Here is a 20837-nt window from a genome sequence, read left to right as displayed (position 1 = left end):
TAGAAGGGCTAGGCGGCTTCGGATACAGCTGCTGGGGCTGCCTCAGGCAGGCTTAGGGCCCTAGTCAGTGAAGAGACGCTGACACTGAGAATCTGAGCTGTCTCCTTCAGAGTCTTTCCCTGGCTGCGCAGCTGCCGGGCAGCCTCCGTTTTGGACGGAGTCATCGTCCGAGGGCGGCCTCCAAGCCTGCCGCGAGCTTTCGCCGCCGCCAAACCTGCTTTCGTCCGCTCCGACAACCGGGATCGTTCGTACTCGGCAAGAGAAGCGAACATATCGAAAATGAGCTTTCCGTGTGCGCTGGTCGTGTCCAACCACGGTTCAGCGAGCGAACGGAAACCTATCCCCCGCTGTCCCAGCGCCGTCACTATGTCAGCCAGATCAGCAGTACTGCGACCTAGCCTGGTCAGATCAGTAACTGTCAAAACGTTGCCTGGTTGCAGGTAGTCCAGGCATTCCTTCCAGCGCGTCCTTGCTTGGGTGGCGCCGGAAGCGTACTCCTGAAAGACGCGCACGGCACCGGCAGCAACGAGTGCGTCCACTTGGGAGTCCAACGACTGCCCACGAGTACTGACCCTGGCATACCCAATCACGTTGCCGGACACGTCAAAAAGCCTCCATCGCAGGTTTTGACCAGCTTTCATTTCGAAAACCAGTTTTGACCAACAATAGGTGGACTTTTTTGAATTTTTCGGAGGCTTGCCGATATCAGGTCAGAAACGGTCGTTATCGCTGTGCCCAGACGGAACATCGCGCCGCCCCTGAACTCTGACCGAGAGGGAGACGAACGTCAACATCGCCATTGGCAAGACCTCCGACGAAGGACAGTGGTAACGCAACCCGGCAAGCCTTCCTGCCATAGGCCATGCGTTCATGCATGAATGTACGCATGCATGCGTGCATGCGTGCATGCGTGCGGGATAGCCAGAAAGCAAGCAAGACCGGCGCACACACATGTACGCACGAGTATGCAGGCCTGCTGGCGGCGCAGCCCACCCTCCCCTGCCAGCATGGACGACATCGGAAGGTCACGAGACGCGGATCGCAAGAATCTGCCAGAGGCCGGGGCAATGCCGACCGAGCGCAGGCGGGGGAAGGTGTGGTGGGCGGCAAGGGCAAGGGGGTCTTCCCGGGCCGGCTAGTAAGCATTCCTTCATTCATACCTGAATGCATGCACTCCGCTTTGGTCAGGAACATAAGCTCCGCCCGGCATGCCGGCTTTCGATGCGCGAGCTTTCTTTCATGCATGAATGAAAGAATGAAAGGGCAGGTCGGTTCCGGCATTGTGCGCATTCATTCATGCTTGAACAATTGACGAAGTTCCAAAGCTCCAGCAGGACACTTTGCCTGCATTTATGCAGGCACGTTTAGGATCCACCAGTTCGTGACCCTGTTGGGTTAAATTAGCCCCGACGTCGGAGATCACACGCGCAAGCGACGGGAAGGAATGCATTCATTCATGCATGAAGGACATGCGAGAAATAAAGCCTGAGTAAAGGCCGGACAGTGCCCGCTTACGTAAGCCAGGCCGGACAGCCAGAGAGCCAGGCTTGCAAGCTGGAATGCCAGCGTGCCTTCTCTCAGGCATCGTTGCCAGCCTTCCAGCATGCAAGCGAGCAGGCCTGTAAGCATTCATGCATGAATGCATCCTTGCATTACGCCACGTACTAAGGATCGGGTCTGGCTCCCTACTCGGTCGGGTGCCACACTCGGGTTACACCCCTTCCCACTTATCCTTCCCAAGATGGATACACCTTGCATTCGTTCATGCATGAATGCAAGCAGGAAGGATACGCAGCGGGATAAGAGGACACCCGAATTGGCAAGGGATTCGGGCCGTTGGCCCTGGGTGGGGGAGGGGAGCGGTCGGCGTACCGTTGCACCGACTCCGACCGAAACTAGTCGAACGAAGCATGCGTGCGTGCTTTCTTTCTTTCATGCATGAATGAAAGAAATCTGTCATGCCAGTTTGATCACAGCTGGAGGGTGGACGGCGTGGCTCCTTGTAACGCATATAGGCGCCCGGGAAGCTTGAACCATGCAAACAATCATGGTTTACAGCGAGTCAGGTGGCGCCACCAAGACAACGTCAGCTGTCTCTCTCGCCGCTGTAACTGCCGCCTCAGGACGCAAGGTCGTCCTCGTTGATCTCGACCCGCGTGCCGCCGCAACCAAGTGGATCGGGGTGGAGCCGAAGGAGTCTGGCCTCCACGTCGGTGCCATCCTGGGCGACGCCGACCCGGAAGGTTGGGCTGAAGACCTAGCCGTGGAGTCTAGCTGGTTCCCCAACCTCCGCGTCGTTCCGTCTGCCCGCAGCGTCTCCAACCGTGAAGCAGACCGTGCCGATCACGCAGAGCTCCGTCTGAAGACATCCCTAATGGGAATCGACGCCGACGTCGTCATCATCGACTGCCCGAACCGTCAGGGTGGGCCGCTCACTCTCTCCGCGCTCAACGCAGCGGACACCATCGTGTACGCCGCCGGCGCCACGGTGGACGGTGTCGATGGGGTAGCGGGTGCCCGCCGCAGCGTTGAACAGTTCCGCACCTCACGCAAACGCATCGGTGCGCCCGACAACCTCCATGAAGCCGGCATCATCGTCGGCGCCGTTGCCTCCACAGTCATGTCCAGAATTGCGGTCGCCAGCATTGAGGAACTGCGTGAAACCGGGATGCTACTCACCCCACTGGTCCCGCACCGTACCATCGTCCAAGAGATGCGCATGACCCAAGAGTGGTACGGGGAGTACCGAAAAGGCCTTCCGGTAGTGGAGGCCTACACCAAGCTGATGAAAGAGATCGTCCGATGACCGAGGCAAGCGTAATCAAAGACCGACCGGCACAGCTGCGCCGCAGGCCCCGGCCCGCCCCGGATGAGACGGTGGACCCTGTCGACTACAACCCGGCAACGCATACCCCGGCAGCACCGGCCGCTGCCCCGGTCCAGCCTGAGCCCGACCCCGTCAGTGGGGGAGGGGGGCAGGGGCCTGCCGTGGAAGCAGCGCCCGCGACAATTCCTGCTCCCACGGCTAAGCCCGTCTACGTGCCAGAGCCAGAGACTGCAGTCCAGGCAGCACCTGCAGCGGTCGCGGTTCCCTTCGAGCCGCAGGCACCCGCTCCTGCCCGCCAAGCGTCCAGAGCGTCAAAGGCCAAGGCCACCACGAACAAGAAGTCCCAGCGCCGCGAGGTAACGTTCCCGCTGAGCACCCGCGTCTCCCAGGAGATCCTGGACCTGCTCTACGACGCCCAGGAAAACGAAGGCGTTACCCTGCGAGACGCAATCGAGCAGGGTGTCCGGATGCGCTGGGGCTCCAATCGCTAACCCGTATATCCTCCAGCCATGCTTTCGTGCATTCATTCATGCATGAAAGCATGGCTTTCCCTTTGCCGACGGAGGAGGGGTCAGGCCGATTGTCTGAAAGCCATGTCAGATAATGACCACTCATCGGGCGGTGCGTCGAACAGCTCCCACGGGTAGTCCTCACCGGGCGAGAGAAGCTCAGCTACGGTGGTAACGTTCTTGGCCAACCATTCCCGCCAGATGATCCGGTCTTGACGGTACCTCTGCACCTGCGCCGCCACTGCCTCCACGACTCCGAACTGTTCAGCGAGCTGTCTCAATGACGTCGCGGTGACCACCGACCAGGCCCTTCCGGCGTCACGGGCGACCAGGTTCCATGCCGTAAGGACTTCGAGCGCCTCGTGCACCGCGGATCTGGAGAGGCGCGTAAAACGGACAATTTCCGATGTCGGCATCGCGGGAGATTGCTCCAGGGCCTCGTAGACGAAGGCCGCCGGCAGCCCCAACTCCCGGAACACCGGGCGCAAGGCGTGAAGCTTTCCCTTCTGCCACCTCACGTCTTCGGCGGCAGTCCTGAGCTCTTCGGGCACGGTTAGCATGTACAGATCGCCTTTAGTTCCACGAGCTTCTTCCACCAGCGTCACTAGTGGATCCTTCTCCGCACGCAACTCCCTCAAGTGGAGACCGACGGTGGTGTGGTCAAGGCCTGTGGCAACCGCGATAGACCGGACGCCGAATTCGATGAACCGGGAAGCTGTCATGTGTGCTGCCTCGCCCAGTGCTCGTAGCACCATTCGTCGTGCCATTCCCGTCCTGGATTCCTGGTAGTTCACCTCTCTGATCCTGAGCGCGTTCCGCCAGGTCCGGATGAACCGATGCTCTGCATCGGGATTTGAATTTGAGGAGGAACCCTTTACCGCTGCCCCCTGTGTATTTGGCGGGCTTGTGGGGGATCTGCGGACATTGCCACTCGGGTCGTTATCGGACTTGTTTTTGCTGAGGTAGCTGAGGGCGTTCATCCAGTCGCGGCGCAGGGACGGAAGCCTGTGACGGGCGGCGTACCGTGCGTAGAAGGAGGCGAGTCCAGGCCAGGTTCCCTGGAGCATACGGCGTTCAACATCGACCAACTCGAGGCCGGCGGCCGCCGCGGACAGGATGACGGCCTGGCGTGCGTTGGAGTCCGAGGCGTACTGATTTATGTCGTAGAGTCCGGTCTGGGCGAGCACCTGCATTGAGCGGGACATGCGTCCGACGGGCTGGTCGATGACCGGCGCGTTCGGGGTTGAGGGGGTGAAGGATTCTTCCTGCCTGAGGGCCCGGACAGCCTTGATCTCTGCGGCTAGGTCCTTGGTCATGGCGGCCCAGACGGCTGCGCTATTGGGCCGGCGGGCGATGTCGTAGGCCATGGAAAGGCTCATCGCCAGCTGCTGATGGCCGCCGCGCTTGTGCGGTGAGCCGGGGGTTCGCATGCAGCCGTGGAGCAGGTTTTGGTGCGGGGTCTTGTCGAGGGTCCGGTACCGGGTGCCCAACGCCTCGACAAGATCACGCGCTTCGGAGAAGGTGACCCGCTGCGCCAGCGGGATGTAGACATGGCGGCCGCCGTTGGGAGAGTAGTCCTCGATCCAGCGCGCCCCAACTGAGTGCAGCCAGGTCTGGACAGCCCAGACATCGGCCTGGACCCAATCCTGCCCGGCTACCCCTGAGTCGAAGTCCAGGAAGATCGCAGCGCAGGTGCCGTCCTTGCCAAAGATCCGAACTGCGGCGGGAACCGAAGGAAGTACATCGGTGAGATTTCGTTCATGTTTTTGCGGATAGGATCTGCCCGCATCCTTGGAAAGTCGGACCCGGGGCTGACCTGCGAGGACGGGTGCGAGGGCAGCCCACGCCTCTGCAGGCGAGCATGATGAAGAGGGGTTGCGCGACACGCCCGTGACAGGTATGGCTGGCGACGCCCATGGGTGTCCATGTACGATGGGAACAATCCTTTCGGGGAGAGTTGCTGTGAGAGGCAATAAAAAGGGACCGATCTTGGCGGATCGGTTTTGTTACACAAATGAAGCCCTGTCAAGGACTTCCAAACGATTCGCGGACTGTTCGCCGGCAAGCATCCCAGTTCGTGAATCAGAAGCTTCGAAGGCCCGCCTCGTGCGGGCCTTCAACTTTTAAGAAGCTAAGCGGCCAAGTGGCAACTCCTCCTGCTGAACGATTGCGTGAAGTTTGGTGTTGGCCAGGCGTTCTTCGACCACATCGGACAGCCAGTCACTGACGTACTGGTACCCCTCCGCTTTTGCAATTTCCTCCATTGCATCGGCCTTCGGAGTAGCGATGCGGAATCCGACAAATTTGCGGTCGCCCTTAGAGCGCCTGCCCGTACGAGTAGTTGGAGCCATCATCCCTGTCCTTTGAACTACGGCAACCGTGGCTGCCTTTACTTCAATAGAGTGATCGAGCCGCAGTCTTTGTGGCCCTAAGGAGCGAACGCTGGGCCTCCAGCTCCTCTGAAACTGAAACTACCACCGAGAACTTCCACGCCTCGGCATTGAAACAGAAACAGTTCCCGGCGTGTTGAAACGGAAACAGTCCTTTGCGCTCCGGCGCTTGTCCCAACCGCGGAGCCGGGACGGTACACCTGATGGCATCCTCAACGCGACCGTTGTGTGAACAAGCCTTGACGTCCTGTGATGTGATGGCCGCCGTTGACTGGGCTATTTCGCTTGTGGTTGCTGCGAACCAGCCCCATAATAGGGCTACCCCCGGCCGTTGCCATCAACTGCGGATTCGTTCCGCGCCCGCTCAGGGTGGCCCCGTCTCCTCCAATACCCTTTCCGCACTCTCCATGCTGTCAATGAGCGCTCTGGTCGTTATTTCAAAATCCCGCGCAGCGACAGACTACATACATGCTTCGCACATGTACAACTCATTGCCTATACCCGCCGGGAGTCATCGGGTAGCATTTGGTGTCAGCTGCCCGCCTGCTTTGTGTGGCGGTCTACGCAAGAGGCTGAGCTTGGCTAAGGAGCTATCTGGATGGCAAATGGGGGCCGCAGCGTGTTTCTCACGCAGCAACAGAAGAAGGAGCGGCTGGCGGATCGCATGGGCATCCTGGTGGATATCTGGGAGTCCGATAACAACATTGCGCTCACTTACCCTCATGTGGAAGAAGCACTTTCTTCTCACGGAATCCACCTGTCACGAACCCGGTGGTCGTACCTGATCAATGGCACTGGGAGCCTTGTGACGGATCAGGAACTGCTAAGGGGCATAGCAGAGTATGTTTTTGCGGTACCTGCCAGTTATTTGTGTGATCTCAACAGCGAGACTCCCCCCGAAGTGGAAGCGCGCATGGAGTTCCTGGTACAGATGCGCAAGCTGAAGGTGAAAAACTTTGCCGCGAGAAACCTGGGGGCCACCTCGCCCGAGATGCTGAAGACGATCACGAGGATCATCGATGGATCGATGAACGGCGAAGAGGAAGACTAAATGAGCCTCCCGTCGGTCGCAGAAAAGGTCGAGAAGCTATGTGGGGACGGTACGACGTCGCTGGAGGACGTTGTCGACCGCTTGACCGTCATCTGCGAGAAGCCGATCAACCTGATCGAGTACAAGGAGTCCTGGGGGGCGTTGACAGCCTTCAAAGCCGAATTTGAAGATCGCATCAACGTCTACTTCCCACCGCAGAAGTCGCAGCAGTACAAACTTCATTGCATCTATCACGAGCTTGGGCACATCTATTTGGAGAGCTTTCGGATTTCTCTGGCCCTGCCGAATCTCTCGGAAGAGATGCTGCGGGAAACCGCGGACGCAATCAGTATCACCTGCCGGTCTGTTCCGAATCATCCTGTCGAACGCTGGGTAGAGGAGTTCGCCTTCGAAATGTCGAAAAAGACCCGGACGCGGAGCTCACTCAAACCTGAGCCTTTCCTCTAAACCATGAAACTGCTGCTCTTTGTGCTGCTGACTGCCCTATGCCTCCTGCGGATCCCCTCAGTGGTCAAGGCGTCGGAAGCCCGGGCATCGTGGGTGGCATCGATGTTCGGCCTCGCGGCGCTCTATGTCCTGGGGACGGTTACACCGTTGGCGTCCATCGACAGCTATCTGGGTGGCGTCAACGTGACCAACCTTCTTCAAGCCGTCTTCGCGTTACTGGCGATCTTCTTCTTCAGCGACAGCGTTCGGCGGTTAGCGGACGTACCCGTCAGATGGACCTACTATGCTCCGCTACTGAGCATTCCCGTCATGATTGTCAGCTTCGCCCTCATCAAGGACAAGGGTCCAACCTCTGCGGACTTCATTGATTACCGCATGGACCAACTCGCAACTGCCACGTACAGCGGCACGTACATGCTCGCGTTGCTGTTCACGGTTCTCCGGATCATCTACATGCTCCGGCACAAGGCCCGGGGCCTGTACGCAACATTCTCAGCGGGCCTGCTCGTGGTTGCAGCGGCTGTCTCGTGCCACATTGCCTACGTGCTGCTGTTCCACTTCACGCCCTGGCATGCTTTCGCAGAGGCGATCGGAGCCTGGTTTGACCGGCTTTTCTATGCCGGCCTCTCGGTGACCGCTGCGGGGTGGCTGATTCTATTTCTGTCCAAGCAGTTGCCGAAGTTGCGGCTCTGGATGATCGATGCGTTTTGGCTTACTGCGCTGCGGATCCGGGTACATGCCGATCAGTCCCGCGTCAGTCCCGCGTGGGACCTGTTCAATGAAACGCTGGAGAATGGGGTCTACAAAAGCCTCATTGTGCTGCACAACTACCAACGGGGGAACATGACGACGTTCCCGGACTCTGTTCAGGGCAGAATCAGCCACATTGAGGCCAAGCTTGACGCGCAGACCTAGCCCCTTGCTCAATTCAAGATCGTTTTGCTGATCCAATTCGTGAGTTCATTGGTGAAAGTATCAGGCGAGGCATTCCATTCCTGAGTATGGTGCGCCTCGGGTAGGGGTATCAGGGTGACGGTGTCAGGATTCGCGCGTTGGAACGCAGCCGAGATCTCCCATGGAACCTCCTGATCCGCGCTGGAGTGCAGGACCAGCGTTGGAACTACTACCCGGTTAGGATTGTCGACCCATTCAAGGGCATTGAAGTTGATCGGTTCCTCCAGCCCGATCATCCTCGCGAATGGGGGAATCTGCAGCAGGGACATGACAAGGCCGGCCCCCACGGCCGGCACGCGGGCCCGCAGCGCCCCCGCTGTGATGGTTTTACGCCAGCTCGTGACGGGTCCTACTAGGACCAATCCAACGATCCGGTCCCGGTAAGCGCTGTGCTCCGCAGTGAGTAGGGCAATGGTGCCACCCATCGACCAGCCCGAAAGGATGATTCGCTCCGCTCCATGAGCCACGGCATAGCCCACAGCGCTGTCTATGTCTTGCCATTCCGATTGACCAAGGTGAATCGATTCGGCCTGCGGCGGAATAACCTCGAGGTCACTGCGGAATGAGGGGACCAAGGAAGTGAACCCCAAGGGACTGAAGGCGTGGACATCCCGGAACATGATCGCGCGATCGGTCCAGCTGCCATGGATATGGATCACCCACGTTTCCGCGTTCCGACCTTCGAAAAGCCATGCGGGCGCCTCACCGTAGGCGGTGGGGATGCGGACCTCTTCGAACCGTCCGGAGACCTCAGACGGCTCGAAGAACACGTCGGGGGTCCAGTCGACCACGGGTCCTAAAGTCGCCGGCCCGGAACCCGTCGGATGAATTAGCCGCTCAACAGACTTTTGATTCACGTCGATCAGCGCGACCTCGCCGACTCTGATGTGGCGCTGGGCCGCGGGGTCGAACACTCCAAATTCGCCGGGCGCTTTGGTGTAGTCATCCAAGTCGATGCGGACTCGGCGGCCATCATCGGTCAGTCCGGCGCGACGGTAGTCCTTTGGACCCCGTCTCACGATCTTGCGGGCCATAACAACCGCGAATCCGAATAGTGCGGCCGGCGGTACTAGGAACGCCAAGCAGGCCAGGCCACGCCGTGTCGTCAGCATCATGTCCCACCTTCCAGCACCGATCCGGGAAGAGTATCGAAGCCCAATTATCGTAAACGTTCCTCCAGCCTTGGATATGTACGATGCATGTGCACTACAAGCATTGCACATGTGCACTACAGGCGGATACCCTTGGTGAGGGCAGCCAGGGGCTCAAAGGGGGATTTACATGCAGCGGAAGTCACTTGGTCTCGTGGTACTGATCGTCCTCCCCGGCATCTTGATAGGCATGGTCTTTTCCATCCTCTTACTCCTCACCCCAGCGAGGCCCGCTGCCGCCGACTGCGGGCCAACCGTATCGGTGGCCATCAACGGCGACACTAAAGTGGAGCGTTACTCCCAGGAACAGTTGAAGAACGCCGCGGCGATTCTGGGTGCTGGGAAAACGCTGAATCTGCCCGTGAAGGGCCAGATGATCAGCGTCATGGTCGCGCTGGGGGAGTCGGGGCTGCGTGTTCTGGACCGCGGCGACGTCGCCGGGCCAGATTCCCGGGGGTTGTTTCAGCAGCGCGGCAACGGTGCGTGGGGTTCGTACTCGGACCGGATGGACCCGACCATTAGCGCGACGAACTTCATCAAGGCGCTGCAGAAGGTGGACGGCTGGGAGCTGTTGGAGCCGACCATTGCCGGCAATAAGGTCCAGCGAAACGCTGACCCGTACCACTACCAGCGGTACTGGCCCGAGGCAGTGAAGCTCGTCCAGGCACTCTCCGACGGCAAGTTCTCGCTGGAAGGCAGCGGCTGCGCGATCCCTGGGCAGTCCGGCGCCGGAGATGACTACCCGTGGAAAAACTCGCCCACTTGGATGCAGGCCGGAGCGGCGGCGGCTTCACCGCTGGGCATGTTCCATCGCGAATGCGTGGACTTTGCCCTGTTGCGGGTGAACCAGCAAATGGGATCCACCAGTGCCCCGTTCAAGTTCCTCAACGGCACCTTCCGCCCGGACGGTCAGAAGCTGGGTTCTGCGTTGACTTGGAAGGCCGGCTGGGACGCCAAGGGCTGGGCCACTGGCAGCACGCCACGGGTCGGTTCGGTCGTTTGGTACGCGCCCGGTGCCGGGGGAGCGGACCAGACCTACGGGCACGTCGCCGTGGTCAAGGAAGTCAAGGGCAACGGGACCTACGTCGAAGAGGGCTACAACGGCAATCCGCCACCGGATGACCACAACTACTACACCCGGACGGTCAGCAACACGGTCCCTTCAGCCTTCCTTTACCTGCCCATCCAAGAGGAGAAGAAGTGAAAAGATCCCTGGCACTGACGGCGGCGGTCCTGCTGTGCACGGCCTGCGCACCGGCAGTGGACACCGCGCCGGCTCCAGCGACCAGCACGGCCGCCACGGCCTCGGCACCGGTCTCCCTGAGCGCGAGCAGCGGCCCGCAGGCCCCTGACGGGACCGTCCCGGCCATTATCGGCATCAGCTGGGATCAGGCCAGCAAGGACTCGGCCGTAGACACCGCCCAGAAGGCCATGGAGGATTTCGCCCGCCCGGGTGTGGAGGACAAGCAGTGGGCCAATGACCTTGCCCGTTGGCTCACGCCGCAGGCCACCGCTGATTACTCCGCCGTGGATCCCGCCAACGTCCCCGCCACCCGGGTCACCGGCCCCGCGACGCTGACGGTCGATGAGGCCAACGGCTATGGCGTCATGGCAGCCGTGCCGACCGATGCCGGAACCTACACCCTGCAGCTGCTTCGTGCCGGCAAGGGGGCCCTGTGGAAGGTCAACCGGCTCACCCCGCCCAGCCCGTAAGCACCCGCACTTCACCAGCCCCGTCAACGTAAGGAATCAGGTTCATGAGCACCACTTCAACGGAGGTCCTGGCCTTCCCGAACATCAAGGCCATCATCAGCGACAACGGCACCGCCGAGGTCGTCGTCGCAGGAAACTCCCGCGTCGTCCCGGCAGGGGAGACCCTGCAGGACCTGCGCGACAACGCCCTGGCCCTTGTCGTGGCCGAAGCCAAGACGCTGCAGCGCCCCGTCCGGGTCCGCATCGAAGATCCCGAAGGCCACGGCGAACTGATCGTCCACCCAGGCGGCAACGTGGAATCCGTCTCCTATGAGCCCCGGCCCGCCCGCCGCAGAACTGCCGCGCCGGCCAGCACGCCCGCTGCGGCCGCCGTCGAAGTTAGCGACAGCGCTCCAGCGCCAACGCCTCCGGTGAAGCCTGAAGCTGCGCGGCCGACGGTGGAACGTCAGCCCTGGCCGCCCCTTCCAGCCGAGACGGCGTTGGCCGAGGACCTGGCTCCGGCCGACGATGAGGCACCGCAGCGGGCTGTCGCGGCCGGAGCGCCGGTGACCCGGCGCAGTTTGAAGGAGACCTCCTTCCTGGTCAGCGCCCCGGTGCTGGAGCCGGCCACGCAGGGCTGGCGCGGTACCCTGACCCGGCTGGGCTTCCGAATGGACCCCTCGGAGGAGGAACTGTCCGAGCGTGAAGATATCCGCACCGTCAGCCAGCACTGGCCCGGCCCGCGGACCATCGCCGTGGTCAACCGCAAGGGCGGGGCGAACAAGACCCCCACCGTGGTGATGCTTTCGGCGATCCTTGCCCGCTACAGCGGCGCGGCAACGGTGGCCTGGGACAACAACGAATCCCAAGGCACGCTGGGATGGCGGACCGAGAAAGGCGCCCACGACCGCAGCGTCCTGGACCTGATCGATTCCTCCACCGAACTGCTGTCCCCGTCCACGAACGCGGCAGAGATCGCCAAGTTCGTCCACCACCAGACCGCCGACAAGTTCGATGTGCTGCGCTCGGACGAAAACGAAGAAGGCGACCACGAAGTCACCGCCGAGGAAGTGGACATCGCCCACCAGGTCCTCACCCGCTACTACCGGCTGGTCATCATGGACTCCGGCAACACCGCAAGGGCAGCAAACTGGCGGCGGATGATCGACCACACCAACCAGCTCGTCGTCCCCGTCACCGCCATCGAGGACCGTGCAGAAGCCGCCCGGCTGACCCTGCAGACCCTGGAATCCCGCGGTGACCACGACGCCGAGCTGGCACGCAACGCCGTCGTGATCGTCTCAGAGTCCACCGACGCCAAGCGCAGCATGACAGGGGATGCCCTGAAGCGCGCGAAAGCCGAGGCGCAGCGGATCGCGGACGGCTTCGAGCCGTTCGTGCGCGCCGTCGTCCGCATCCCGTACGACCCCGCCCTGGTCAACGGACCCATCCGTTACGAAGCGCTCCAGCCCGCGACCCAGCGGGCGTGGCTCGCCGCGGCCGCCGCCGTGGCCAAAGGCTTCTAGAACGATCCCTACGGAACTTGAGAGTTGAGAGGAGGACCAAATGCAACAGACCCTGAACCCCTGGGTTACGCGCCCCACGGCTGATGAACCGGATGTGGAAACCCGGGCTGCGGCTGCCCCACCGGCCGCAATCATCAGCACACCGCTGCGGGGCATGGTCGAGCCAGACGCGGCAGACAGGCTGGCGACCCGCAGCATGGCTGGTACAGCCCGCCTCTGGGTTGTCGGTACCCACGGGGGAGCCGGTGAAAGCCGGATCGCCGACCTCATGGAATCGGCCCGGTCCACGGATCATTGCTGGCCTGTCCTCCCCAACGGCAGCAAGCCGCCGGTGCTGCTGGTCTGCCGCGCAGACATGCACGGCCTGACAACTGCCAGGAACGCGCTCACTGAGTGGGCGTCAGGCGCGGCCCCGCAGATCGACCTGATCGGCCTCGCCGTCCTTGCAGACGCCCCGGGAAAAACACCCAAAGCCCTCCGGGACTTCGCCGCCCTCGTAGGCGGGGGAGCGCCCCGATTCTGGTCCTTGCCCTGGGTGGACGCCTGGCGACACACGGACGCCACGGAGCTGCCAACCGTCCGCGAATACCAGCGCTTCATAACCGACGTGACCGCCCTGGCCACGGCAACCAACCACTGAAAGGTCTCACCATGAACACGTTCACTGCACCCCCCATCAGCGTCATTCCCAACCCCACCCCCGTCGTCCCGGCACAGGCCGGCGGCCTGCTGACCATCCTGAACTGGGCCTCCGGCATCGGCCTGGTCCTCGGCGTCCTGGGCGTCATCATCGTCGGCATCGGCATGGTCATCCAGCTCCAGCGCGGTGAAGGCGCACAGGCAATCGGCAAGCTCGGCTGGGTCCTCATGGGCTGCATCATCATCACCGGAGCCGCGGGCATCGTCCGCGCCTTCGTCTAAACCAGCACCACCAACGGGAGGTTCCGTATGAGCCAGTCAACAGAGACCAGCACCGAAAGCAATCCGTTTACCAAACCCGGCTTCATCATCGCGGCCGCGCTGGTGGTCACGCTGCTGGCAGCAGGAATTGTCATCTTCCTGCTCCCCAAAGGACAGAGTGATGCACAACCAGCACCACCAACTCCCGGAACCGGGAGCACGCCTGCTGCCAGCCCCAGCGCCTCTGCCGCTGACAGCAGCGTTTGCGGTCTTCCGACCGCACCGGAGACGTCCCTCGGCGCCGCACCCGAAACCAGATGGGAGCTGGTAGGAACGATGGCTGCTCCCACCGACCCACAAATCGGTCCGGGAAAGACAGATGCCCAGGGGATCAGGTCTTGCTTCGCCCACACGCCAAAGGGGGCGCTTTACGCGGCTGTGAACCTTTGGGCTCTGGGCAGCGACCCTTCAAAAGAACGTGCCATCGCCGAACAGCTCGCGGCAGAGGGACCTGGGCGCGAGGCAGGCATGAAAGCGCCCCAGACTCAGGCTCCCGCTTCAGCCGTGAAAATCCAGATCGCCGGATTCAACGTCTCCTATACGGCCAACCAAGCCGTCGTCGACTTGGCATTCAAGGCAGACAACGGTGCGCTTGCCTCCGTTCGCACAACATTGCTTTGGCAGGACGGTGATTGGAAAGGCGTCGTCTCTGATAACGGCGTACCGCTGGAAGAACCGCGACAGGTCCGGGACCTGTCCGGCTTTATCCCGTGGAGTGGGGCATGAAACCCACATGGAACCCCGTTGGGGACTGGGTTCAGGGCCTCGCCGACGATGCAATCAGCCACTTGGCGAAATCCATCATGGAGGGAATGAGCCAGATGGTGACAACCCTCTCGACCTTCTGGGTCTCCATGCCAACCGTGAACCTCATCAGTGAAGACCGCACCGGAGCGAGCCCGGTGGTCACCACCGTGAACAGCCAGCTGTGGCCCTGGACGCTAACCTTGGCCGTCCTGGCAGTCATCATCGGAGGAATCCGCATGATTTGGGAGCAGAGGGGCGCACCGTTGAAAGATCTCTTGCGCTCCCTCATCACCCTCACGGTGGTGTCCAGCCTTGGTGTGGGCGTCATCTCCATCTTGATCATCGCGGCAGACGCCTTCGCGGCCGCGATCATCCAGCGGTCCACCGACGGGAAGGGTTTCGCGGAATCGATGCACGTCCTCGTTGTAACGGGCCAGACCGGTGTCGGGGCCTTCATTCTGATCGTTCTGGGCCTCGTCGGATTGATCGCATCCCTAGTCCAGATCGTGCTGATGGTGGTGCGCAGCGGCATGCTGGTGATCCTGGCCGGCATCCTGCCCACCACCGCCGCTTTCACGAACACCGAGATGGGCAGGCAATGGTTCCAAAAGGCCGTCGGCTGGACCATCGCCTTCATCCTCTACAAGCCTGCGGCAGCCATCGTGTACTCAGTCGCATTTCTGCTGATGGGCAACACGAGCGGCCGTGACGCCCTCGTAGGCTCCATCAGCGGGTTCACCATCATGATCGTGGCCTTGTTCGCGCTTCCAGCCCTGATGCGGTTCGTCACCCCAATGGTCGGAGCCGTTGCCTCTGGGAGCGGCGCAGCGGCCGGAACGGCTGTGGGTGCTGTTGCCACCGGAGCGGTCTCCATGGGCCGCACCAGCAGCGGGCGGGGTAATGCAGCACCGATCCCAGCAAGCACCAGCAATACACCCAGCCCGAACGCAGGCAGCTCTCCCAAAGGAAGCCCCGGATCCTCCGGCCCTCGGGGCGGGGGAGGGCAGCCGACGCCCGGCGCTACAGGCCCGGGCGGAGCGGCCGGTAAGGCAGGTGCGGCGGGAGCGGCAGCACCCGCCGGAAACGCTGCAGCCACGACCGGGGCCGCGGCTACCGGCCCGGCTGGCATGGCCGTAGCCGCAGGCGTACAGGTGGCGTCCAGGACATCAGAGGCAATCAAGACGACCGCGCAGGATTCAACCGGGGAGGGCCCCAGTGGCAGCAATTAACACCGAATACAAGGAACCGTCCTACGGCAACTGGCGCGTCCCGCGCTCAGCCGGACTCGGCAACCTCGGCGCTATCGGCACCGGCATCGTCATGGTCGGACTCCTTCTGGGCATCGTCAGCTTCGCCATCTGGGGCCTGTTCGTCGGCCTGGGCGTCCTTGCCGTCGCCGGCGCCTGCGCGCTGCTGCTGACCGTGAAAGACAAGCACGGCCAGTCCGTAGTGGACCGTTTCGGTACCCGACTGGCTTTCAAGTTGTCCAAGTCCTCCGGCACCAACCTGTACCGTTCCGGCCCCCTTGGCGTGACCGAGTGGGGCATGTACCAGATCCCCGGACTGGCGGCGAAGTCCACCCTGTACGAGTTCACCGACTCCTACAAGCGACCGTTCGCCATGTTGCACGTACCGGCCACCAGCCACTTCACCGTGATCTTCTCCACCGAACCGGACGGGGCTTCCCTTGTTGACCCGGAGCAGGTCGATGCCTGGGTCGCCAACTGGGGCGGCTGGCTCGCCGGGCTCGCCGACGAGGCCGGCCTTGATGCCGCGGCCGTGACCGTTGAGACCGCCCCGGACTCCGGGTACCGGCTGCGGAACGAAGTCCTGATGAACATGGACCCGAACGCTCCGCAGTTCGCCAAGGACATGCTCCATGAGGTCGTCGACACCTACCCGGAAGGATCGGCCACGGTCCGCGCCTGGGTGTCCCTGACCTTCAACGCCTCCCTGCGCGCAGGGTCGAAGAAGCGCACCCCGGAAGATGTTGCCCGCGACCTGGCCTCCCGGATCCCCGCCCTATCGGCACGGCTGCAGTCCACCGGGGCAGGGATCGCCCGGCCCATGTCCGCGCAGGAACTCTGCGAGGTCGTACGGATCGCCTACGACCCGCCCGCAGCGCTGATCATCGACGAAGCCCACGCCGCCGGCACCCCGGTATCCCTGAGCTGGAGCGACGTTGGCCCGACCGCGACCCAGGCAAGCTGGACCGACTACCGCCACGACTCCGCATTCTCGGCCTCCTGGACCATGACCGGTGCACCCCGCGGCTCCGTGAACTCCTCGGTCCTCTCCCGGCTGCTCGCCCCGCACGGCGACATCGACCGCAAACGCGTATCCCTGCTCTACCGCCCGATGGACTCAGCCCGCGCCGCAACGGTCGTTGAGCGGGACCAGAACAACGCCAACGTCCGCATCACCTCCGGCAACCGCCCCACAGCACGGGCACTGATCGATGCCCGCTCTGCTGCGCAGACTGCCCAGGAAGAAGCCCAAGGCGCCGGTCTGGTGAACTTCGGCATGGTCGTCACCGCCACGGTGACCGATAAGAAACGCCTGCCGGACGCCGTTGCCGCCATCGAGCAGACCTCCGGTACCGCCCGAGTGCTGCTGCGCCGCGCCTACGGCTCCCAGGACACCGCGTTCGCAGGGTCCCTGCCGCTGGGTCTGGTCCTGCCCAAGCACAGCATGGTGCCCACCGAGATTAAGGACGCCCTCTAATGGCCCGCATGGGACTTTTGACAGCAAAGACAGTAAAGACAGCAAAAGCTCCGGCGAAGGAAGCAGGGCCGGGCTCGCGGGGCTGGGCCGGACGGGGCGGCGGCATGGCCCAGCTGCTCCCGTCCGTTCGGGAGTATCGGGGAACAACCGTGCAGGTCTGCGGGCTGTGGCCGTTCTCTTCCGGTGCCTCATCGCCCATGATCGGTGTCCCGCTCGGCCGGCATGAGGAAACGCAGGCAACGGTGTGCTGTGACCCGATCAGCTGGTTCCAGCGCGCACGCCTGATTTCCAACCCGTCCGCGTTCATCCTCGGCAAGCCCGGCCTCGGAAAGTCAACGGTGGTGCGGCGGATGTTCATCGGCCTCTCCGCCCAGGGCGTTCACCCGCTGATCCTGGGTGACCTCAAAGGCGAGCACGTCAAAGCCGTCAAAGCCCTCGACGGCCAGGTCATCAAGCTCGGCCGCGGCGTCGGCTACATGAACATTCTCGACCCCGGGCAGGCCGTCGAAGCCGCCCAGCTGCTGGAAGACAGCGGCCACCACGAAGACGCAGCCCGGGTCCGTGCCGACGCCCACGGCCGGCGCCTGACCATGGTCGTCTCTCTCATCACCATCAGCCGGAACAACCCGCCCACCGACCAGGAGCAGACCATCCTGGACCGGGCGCTGCGCGTCCTCGATGAACGCTTCGACGGCGTCCCGGTCCTGAAAGACCTGCTGGACGTCATCGTCTCCGCGCCCGACGAGCTGCGCCAGGTCGCGCTGGACCGCGGCGACATGAACATCTACCTGCAGGAAACCCGGGCGCTGGAAGCAACCCTGCTGGGCCTGACCGGGGGCGGAAAGCTCGGCGAAATCTTCTCCCGGCAAACCACGAACCCGATGAAGCGGGACCGCGCTGTCGTCTTCGATGTCTCCAGCATCGATGAGACCGAAACAGACTTGCAGGCCGCCGTGCTGCTGGCCTGCTGGTCCTACGGCTTCGGCACCGTGAACGTCGCCAACGCCCTCGCCGATGCAGGGCTGGAGCCGCGCAGGAACTACTTCGTGGTCCTGGATGAGCTGTGGCGGGCCCTGCGTGCCGGCAAGGGGATGGTCGACCGGGTGGACGCCCTCACCCGGCTCAACCGGTCCGTGGGCGTTGGGCAGATCATGATCTCCCACACCATGTCCGACCTGCTGGCGCTCTCCGCCGAGGAGGACCGGATGAAAGCCCGGGGATTTGTCGAACGCTCCGGCATGGTCATCTGCGGCGGGCTTCCCGCCTCCGAAATGCCGCTGCTGACCTCCGCGATACCGCTGTCCCGGCAGGAACAACAGAAACTCATTTCCTGGCAGGACCCGCCAGCGTGGGACTCCCGCGGTGTCGACGTCGAACCACCCGGGCGTGGGAAGTTCCTCATCAAGGTCGGCGGCCGCCCCGGAATCCCGGTCCAGGTCGGCCTGACCTCCGTGGAGCACGGCCCCGACGGGGTCAACGACACCGACGGGAAATGGCACGGATCCCCGGAACCAATCCTCGACCCGGCAGCACCGATCATGCCGACTGAAGGAGGCTCCCTGTGAGCGCACCAAACCGCAAAGGCATGGGCCTCGGTGACGCCATCCTCGTATGGCTGGCAATCGGCTTCATCGTCGTCTTCGGCGGCGGCACGTACGCCGCAGCACACATCGGGTCCTGGATGGCCGGCATCGACACCCCGCCGGCCCACCCCGTTGACCTGATTGCCGGCCTGATCAAGGGCAACGTGCCGTGGCCGACCCAGTCCACCGTCGTCGTTTGCGTCATGGCGGGCCTGGTCTTGGGCTTGGCCGTCGTCGTCCTGGTGGCGTGGCGGCAAGGTGCGTCCAAGCGCGCCCGCGTGGACAAAGCCGCCCGCTACCTTGGCCGTGGCAAGTCCCTGGCAGCCTTCTCCGAGAAGGGTGCGCAAGCCAAGGCCGAACGGCTGGGAATCAAGGACAACCCCGGCGTCGTCGTGGGCAAGGTGGTTGCCACCGGCCAGAAGTTCGTCCAGTCCTGGGAAGACCTCAGCCTCGACATCTGGGGGCCCCGGACCGGTAAATCCACCTCGCGGGTGATCCCCGCGATCCTGGACGCTCCCGGCGCGGTGGTCTCGACGTCCAATAAGCGTGACGTGGTGGACGGTACCCGTGGCATCCGCGAAGCCACGGCCCCGGTGTGGGTGTTCGATCCGCAGAAGATCGCCCAGGAAGAACCGGACTGGTGGTGGAACCCCCTCTCCTACGTCACCGACGAAGAGAAGGCGTACAAGCTCACCCAACACTTCGCGGCCGGCTCACGGGTTCTCGGGTCGAAGCCGGATGCCTACTTCGACCCCAAAGCCGAAGACATTCTTTCCTCCTACTTCCTCGCTGCAGCACTGGGCGGCCTGCCGATCACCCAGGTCTACCTGTGGGTGACCGAGCAGGTCAGCCAGGAACCCATCGAAATCCTCCGGGAGCATAACTACGAGTTGCAGTACAAGGGACTGGAGTCCACGCTGAAGCTGGCAGACAAGCAGCGCGACGGTATCTTCGGCACCGCCGAGAAGATGATCCAGTGCCTCAAGAGCCGCAACACGCTCCGCTGGGTCGCACCCACCCGTGGTGCCAACGTGGCCACGGATGCGCGTCGGCAGTTCAACCCGCACGCCTTCGCAGCGTCCCAGGAGACGATCTACATCCTCTCCAAGGAAGGGGCAGGCTCAGCCGCACCACTCACCACAGCCCTCACAGTCGCTATCGCCGAGGCTATGGAGGAACGGGCCGAACGCAGTGGGGGTCGCCTTCCCAAGCCTGCCCTCTTCGCCCTGGACGAGCTGGCCAACGTGGTCCGCTGGGCCGGCCTGCCGGATCAGTTCAGCCACTACGGCTCCAAGGGCCTGATCGTCATGGGCATCCTGCAGTCGTGGTCCCAAGGCGTGGAGCTCTGGGGCGAGGCGAACATGCGGAAGATTTGGTCCGCCGCGAACGTCAAGGTCTATGGCGGCGGTGTCGCCGAAGAAGGGTTCCTCCGCGCCCTCTCTGACCTGATCGGGGACTACAGCTACATCAACATCTCCGTCTCATCCGGGAAGTCCGGCTCGAGCCGCTCCCGTCAGGAAGCCAAGGAACGCATCTTCGACGTCTCCAACCTCGCCGAACTGGACCGCGGCCGCGCCGTCGTCCTCGCCTCCGGCGCTCCGGCCACCTTGGTCCGGACCATGCCCTGGTACACGGGGCCACACAAGGACGCCGTGGAAGCATCCATCAAAAAGTACAGCCCACAGCAGGAGGAAGAACCAGTACCGGTAGCAGCGGCACCAGTCGCAAATCCATGGGTGACCGGGCAGGGGAGTACGGCATGACTATCGATATCGGCCGATTCGGTGAAGCTCCCAGTTCGGACGTAGAGGACACCGGCGCTCGGGCCGATGAACAACAGCCCCCGCAGCTGGTCTACGGCTCGGCCGAAGAATTCCTGCACGAGCAGCTGTTGCCCACTTTCGTCCGGGATGTTGACGGTCGCGCCGCCAAGTGGTGCATCGAATGGTACTTCCACCCAGAAGCTGTCTCACGCCTGGAAGCACTGTGGAGGGCCTGGGAACACCTCAGACTCGACGGAGCCACCGGCATGAGCGTCTGGTTCAAAGACCACGCAGACCACCACATGAGCGTGCTCCTCGACCCGCGCGGACCGTTCTACAAATGCGACATGCAAAAGCACCGCGACCCCGAACACCTCGAACCAAAGAAGGCCCCAGCCGGCTGGTTTCCGGACGTGCGAACTATTCCCACCTGAAATCCGGCAGCTACAGGAAGACGACAGCCCAATAATATAAGTCGGGGCTGGGATCCGTTATAGATCCCAGCTCCGACTT

The 20837-nt window shown here is 62.8% G+C and carries 21 protein-coding genes; 16 read left to right on the top strand and 5 right to left on the bottom strand.

Annotated elements, in window-relative coordinates:
• Positions 1–8: 8 nt before the first annotated feature.
• On the bottom strand, positions 9–602 hold the full coding sequence (locus ACWRN3_RS20685; RefSeq protein ID WP_476741752.1) for a recombinase family protein: 594 nt from the start codon (positions 600–602) through the stop codon (positions 9–11).
• Positions 603–2035: 1433 nt separating this feature from the next.
• On the opposite strand from ACWRN3_RS20685, the gene ACWRN3_RS20680 reads away from it, so the two are divergent.
• Both ACWRN3_RS20680 and ACWRN3_RS20675 read left to right on the top strand, forming a co-directional pair.
• Positions 2036–2806, top strand: coding sequence for a ParA family protein (locus ACWRN3_RS20680; protein WP_476741751.1), 771 nt, complete (start codon positions 2036–2038; stop codon positions 2804–2806).
• Positions 2803–3318, top strand: a complete 516-nt coding sequence (locus tag ACWRN3_RS20675; protein WP_476741750.1) for a hypothetical protein — start codon at positions 2803–2805, stop codon at positions 3316–3318. The genes ACWRN3_RS20680 and ACWRN3_RS20675 overlap by 4 nt, the downstream gene beginning before the upstream one ends.
• Before the next feature lie 80 nt (positions 3319–3398).
• Here the strand turns inward: ACWRN3_RS20675 and ACWRN3_RS20670 are convergent, their stop codons facing one another.
• Positions 3399–5222, bottom strand: coding sequence for a MarR family transcriptional regulator (locus ACWRN3_RS20670; protein ID WP_476741749.1), 1824 nt, complete (start codon positions 5220–5222; stop codon positions 3399–3401).
• Between the two features lie 237 nt (positions 5223–5459).
• Positions 5460–5690 (bottom strand): hypothetical protein, encoded by a 231-nt coding sequence (locus ACWRN3_RS20665; RefSeq protein WP_476741748.1) that lies wholly within the window; start codon positions 5688–5690, stop codon positions 5460–5462.
• A 634-nt stretch (positions 5691–6324) separates the two neighbouring features.
• On the opposite strand from ACWRN3_RS20665, the gene ACWRN3_RS20660 reads away from it, so the two are divergent.
• From ACWRN3_RS20660 to ACWRN3_RS20650, 3 genes are read left to right on the top strand one after another with little or no spacing between them, the layout of a single operon-like run.
• Positions 6325–6777, top strand: a complete 453-nt coding sequence (locus ACWRN3_RS20660) for a hypothetical protein (protein WP_476741747.1) — start codon at positions 6325–6327, stop codon at positions 6775–6777.
• Positions 6778–7224, top strand: a complete 447-nt coding sequence (locus ACWRN3_RS20655; RefSeq protein WP_476741746.1) for a hypothetical protein — start codon at positions 6778–6780, stop codon at positions 7222–7224.
• A 3-nt stretch (positions 7225–7227) separates the two neighbouring features.
• A complete protein-coding gene (locus tag ACWRN3_RS20650; protein WP_476741745.1) occupies positions 7228–8139 on the top strand; it encodes a hypothetical protein in 912 nt (303 codons plus the stop codon).
• A gap of 8 nt (positions 8140–8147) precedes the next feature.
• Here the strand turns inward: ACWRN3_RS20650 and ACWRN3_RS20645 are convergent, their stop codons facing one another.
• Complete coding sequence (locus ACWRN3_RS20645; RefSeq protein ID WP_476741744.1) at positions 8148–9293, bottom strand: alpha/beta hydrolase family protein; 1146 nt, start codon at positions 9291–9293, stop codon at positions 8148–8150.
• 298 nt (positions 9294–9591) lie between these two features.
• Here ACWRN3_RS20645 and ACWRN3_RS20640 point away from each other — a divergent pair, with 298 nt between their 5' ends.
• Genes ACWRN3_RS20640 through ACWRN3_RS20620 form a run of 5 tightly spaced genes read left to right on the top strand, consistent with a single transcriptional unit; the run spans position 9592 to position 13468 of the window.
• On the top strand, positions 9592–10533 hold the full coding sequence (locus ACWRN3_RS20640; RefSeq protein ID WP_476741743.1) for a CHAP domain-containing protein: 942 nt from the start codon (positions 9592–9594) through the stop codon (positions 10531–10533).
• Positions 10530–11042, top strand: a complete 513-nt coding sequence (locus ACWRN3_RS20635) for a hypothetical protein (protein ID WP_476741742.1) — start codon at positions 10530–10532, stop codon at positions 11040–11042. Before ACWRN3_RS20640 ends, ACWRN3_RS20635 begins: the two co-directional genes overlap by 4 nt.
• Before the next feature lie 44 nt (positions 11043–11086).
• On the top strand, positions 11087–12547 hold the full coding sequence (locus tag ACWRN3_RS20630; protein WP_476741741.1) for a MinD/ParA family ATP-binding protein: 1461 nt from the start codon (positions 11087–11089) through the stop codon (positions 12545–12547).
• Positions 12548–12587: 40 nt separating this feature from the next.
• The gene (locus ACWRN3_RS20625; RefSeq protein ID WP_476741740.1) at positions 12588–13187 is read left to right on the top strand and encodes a DUF6668 family protein; all 600 of its coding nucleotides are present in this window, start codon (positions 12588–12590) and stop codon (positions 13185–13187) included.
• Between the two features lie 11 nt (positions 13188–13198).
• Positions 13199–13468: a hypothetical protein gene (locus ACWRN3_RS20620; protein ID WP_476741739.1), complete on the top strand. Its 270-nt coding sequence runs from the start codon at positions 13199–13201 to the stop codon at positions 13466–13468.
• Here ACWRN3_RS20620 and ACWRN3_RS20615 read toward each other — a convergent pair.
• The gene (locus ACWRN3_RS20615; protein WP_476741772.1) at positions 13465–13602 is read right to left on the bottom strand and encodes a hypothetical protein; all 138 of its coding nucleotides are present in this window, start codon (positions 13600–13602) and stop codon (positions 13465–13467) included. The two genes, ACWRN3_RS20620 and ACWRN3_RS20615, sit on opposite strands and share 4 nt — an antisense overlap.
• Between ACWRN3_RS20615 and ACWRN3_RS20610 the strand changes: the two genes are divergently transcribed.
• Genes ACWRN3_RS20610 through ACWRN3_RS20585 form a run of 6 tightly spaced genes read left to right on the top strand, consistent with a single transcriptional unit; the run spans position 13571 to position 20758 of the window.
• On the top strand, positions 13571–14233 hold the full coding sequence (locus ACWRN3_RS20610; protein ID WP_476741771.1) for a DUF8175 domain-containg protein: 663 nt from the start codon (positions 13571–13573) through the stop codon (positions 14231–14233). The genes ACWRN3_RS20615 and ACWRN3_RS20610 overlap by 32 nt on opposite strands.
• Positions 14230–15483 carry a TrbL/VirB6 family protein gene (locus ACWRN3_RS20605; protein ID WP_476741738.1) on the top strand — a complete coding sequence of 418 codons (1254 nt, stop codon included), beginning with the start codon at positions 14230–14232 and terminating at the stop codon, positions 15481–15483. The genes ACWRN3_RS20610 and ACWRN3_RS20605 overlap by 4 nt, the downstream gene beginning before the upstream one ends.
• Entirely contained in the window at positions 15470–16978 is a 1509-nt protein-coding gene (locus ACWRN3_RS20600; RefSeq protein WP_476741737.1) for an SCO6880 family protein, read from the top strand. Before ACWRN3_RS20605 ends, ACWRN3_RS20600 begins: the two co-directional genes overlap by 14 nt.
• Positions 16978–18543, top strand: a complete 1566-nt coding sequence (locus tag ACWRN3_RS20595) for a helicase HerA domain-containing protein (protein WP_476741736.1) — start codon at positions 16978–16980, stop codon at positions 18541–18543. The genes ACWRN3_RS20600 and ACWRN3_RS20595 overlap by 1 nt, the downstream gene beginning before the upstream one ends.
• Positions 18540–20324 carry a type IV secretory system conjugative DNA transfer family protein gene (locus tag ACWRN3_RS20590; protein WP_476741735.1) on the top strand — a complete coding sequence of 595 codons (1785 nt, stop codon included), beginning with the start codon at positions 18540–18542 and terminating at the stop codon, positions 20322–20324. Before ACWRN3_RS20595 ends, ACWRN3_RS20590 begins: the two co-directional genes overlap by 4 nt.
• On the top strand, positions 20321–20758 hold the full coding sequence (locus ACWRN3_RS20585) for a DUF4913 domain-containing protein (protein WP_476741734.1): 438 nt from the start codon (positions 20321–20323) through the stop codon (positions 20756–20758). Before ACWRN3_RS20590 ends, ACWRN3_RS20585 begins: the two co-directional genes overlap by 4 nt.
• Positions 20759–20837 lie beyond the last annotated feature (79 nt).

The organism is Pseudarthrobacter sp. rb (genome assembly GCF_056389225.1).
The sequence above is the reverse complement of the archived record's forward strand: the minus strand, read 5'-3'. Positions and strand labels throughout refer to the sequence as shown.